The organism is Staphylococcus sp. 231237_7MaSpsaltlick, assembly GCF_043107035.1.
In genome coordinates this window covers 1-589 of sequence record NZ_JBICNX010000272.1, presented here as the reverse complement: position 1 = coordinate 589, position 589 = coordinate 1, and the positions used below count along the sequence as shown (strand labels likewise).

Sequence of the window (589 nt, the reverse complement as noted above, 5' to 3'; positions counted from 1 at the left end):
CCTTAATAATATAACTGGGGTTTTTTCATGTCAAATTTTCTTTTCAACTCCAAAAATACATAAAAACACTGTCATATCAACGACAAATCATGTTTTTAAAAAAGAACGTTATTTCTATATAGTATCAAGACAAGAAGAAACTCGTTTTCAACTCGTTTCTTAAACCATAAAAAAGAGATGTGAAAATATATTCACATCTCTTTTTTATATCAATTAATATTTATTATTTTTCTTTGATTATTTTCAGTTTTTGGTAAATCTACAGATAAAATACCATCTTCAAATTTAGCTTCAATATTATCTTCGTCTATATTATTAAATGAATACATTCTCTTCACATTACTGTAAGATCTTTCTTTTTGAATCACTTTACCTTCATCATCTTTTTCTTCATTTACCTGATTATTTTCTCCAGAGATTATTAGCATGCCATTTTCATAAGAAATATCTATTTGGTCTTTTGAAAATCCTGTAAGTTCTGCTTTTAATTCATATCTATCATCTTTTTCATTAATATCAGTTTTTATACCTTGTTCATCAGGAAAATTACTAAAAAATTGTCTTCCAAAATCTCTAAATAATTCACTAG

The 589-nt window shown here is 25.0% G+C and carries 1 protein-coding gene; it reads right to left on the bottom strand.

Features of this window, described 5'->3' with window-relative positions:
• Nucleotides 1-209 precede the first annotated feature (209 nt).
• Nucleotides 210-589, bottom strand: a 380-nt coding sequence (locus ACF91D_RS31415) for an Hsp20/alpha crystallin family protein (RefSeq protein WP_392438645.1), incomplete at its 5' end; no start/stop codon positions are given.